Genomic DNA, 1,832 nt, shown 5'->3' with positions numbered 1-1,832 from the left:
GAAGTCCCGGTTACCCCTGAAGTCCCGGTTGTCCCTGAAACGCCGGTTACCCCAGCCGAACCGGAAACGCCGGCACAGCCTGAACCGACCGCGCCGCAGCCGGGCTTCGCTACCACCCGCAACGCGACCTCTGCGCTGAACGGCCTGACCAGCTACTCCGGGATTTCTCCGCAGCTGCTGGAGCTGTATAACGCCTCGCTGGCGATTGATAACACTCAAGAAGCGAACCGCGTTGGCGAGCGCCTGTCGCCGGGCCAGAGCATCAGCGCCGGGCAGGCGACCCAAACCGCCACCGCCTCCGCTTACTCGGTGATCGGCAACCACATGGATAATCTGCGCAACCCGCAAACGGCGGGCATGAGCGGCGTGGCTACCGGTGATGCCTACAGTGACTGGCTGATGTGGGCACAGCCGTTTGGCGGTTATGCCCGCCGCGACAGCACCGACCAGATTAGCGGGTACAGCGCTAAATTCGGCGGCCTGTTGATCGGTGCCGACCGTGCGCTAAATGATGCGTGGCGTCTGGGCGCAGCGGTGAACTACAGCAACACCTCGGTTCACGGCAAAGATAACCTGAACGGCAACACCTCAACGGCGGATAACTACGGCCTGATCGGCTATGCCAGCTACACCGGCGAACCCTGGTTCATGAACCTGTCCGCAGGCGTTAACCGTCAGAACTACGACACGTCGCGTCACGTCGACTTTACCGGCTTCTCTGGCCATGCGCGCGGTAAGTTTAACGGCCAGTCTGCCACCGTACAGGGCGAATTGGGTTACCCGTTCGCGCTGGGCGCAGACGTGACCCTGACGCCGCTGGCAAGCCTGTCTTATAGCTATCAGCATATCGATGGCTATTCGGAAACCGGCGGCAACGGTATGGCGCTGGATGTGGATTCGTCCCATAACCAGTCCGTAGTGAGCGATATCGGCGCGCGTCTGGACAAGACGTTTGAAACCCGTCTGGGCAACCTGACGCCGTTTGTTCAACTGTCCTGGATCCACCAGTACGATAACAAGCAGATGAGCAACACCGCGACCTACGCCGCAGACAGCATCGGTGAAACCACCTTTATCACCAAAGGCGCGGCACCGGTTGAAGATATGGCGGGCGTAGCTATCGGCAGCACCCTGTATGATGTGAACTCGCTGAGCCTGGATGCACGTTACGACCTGCAAGCGGGCGAAGATTATCAGGCGCACACCTTCAGCCTGCGTTTACGCAAAACCTTCTAAGTCAGACCCGGCGGTGGGCCACAAACCCGCCGCCTTATCTTTTAATCTTTACGCCAAAACCGCCAGACCCACCGGGCTTATTGGCCCCAAGCAAACCACTTTCTACCAACCACCGAAACTGCACAGTACCTGGCTCGCCCCGCAAAACACTTTTTATTGTGAAACGCGTAACGTTGAAGCGTTGGGCATAGTCTAACTAGCCGAACGATCCCCGCTGGCGCGGGGAACACCTCTTCCATATCGTCATGGTTAGCAAGCATCACGGTTTATCCCCACTGGCGCGGGGAACACGCAAGGCGAACATCAACGAGTATTTTGCCGACCGGTTTATCCCCACTGGCGCGGGGAACACGTTTGCCCTAGTTGATGTGAACAGCTTTTACGCGGTTTATCCCCACTGGCGCGGGGAACACTCTTTCCAACAGCCGCGTTTGTCGTCCCACTCCGGTTTATCCCCGCTGGCGCGGGGAACACTCGTATCGATCCTTTGTCATGTCAGAGAAGCGCGGTTTATCCCCGCTGGCGCGGGGAACACCTCCTCCACAAAACTGCCGTTATCGCCGGTCACGGTTTATCCCCGCTGGCGCGGGGAACAC

At 59.1% G+C, this 1,832-nt stretch carries 1 protein-coding gene and 1 CRISPR repeat array; the gene reads left to right on the top strand.

What is annotated here, in order from left to right:
* The coding region (locus GV764_RS19290) for an autotransporter outer membrane beta-barrel domain-containing protein (protein ID WP_161661520.1) at positions 1-1,236 on the top strand (1,236 nt) is incomplete at its 5' end.
* Between the two features lie 201 nt (positions 1,237-1,437).
* Positions 1,438-1,832: a CRISPR direct-repeat array (repeat unit 29 nt; unit sequence CGGTTTATCCCCGCTGGCGCGGGGAACAC).

The organism is Atlantibacter hermannii (assembly GCF_009907385.1).
Lineage (GTDB): Bacteria > Pseudomonadota > Gammaproteobacteria > Enterobacterales > Enterobacteriaceae > Atlantibacter > Atlantibacter hermannii_A.
This window is presented reverse-complemented; position numbering and strand designations above follow the sequence as displayed.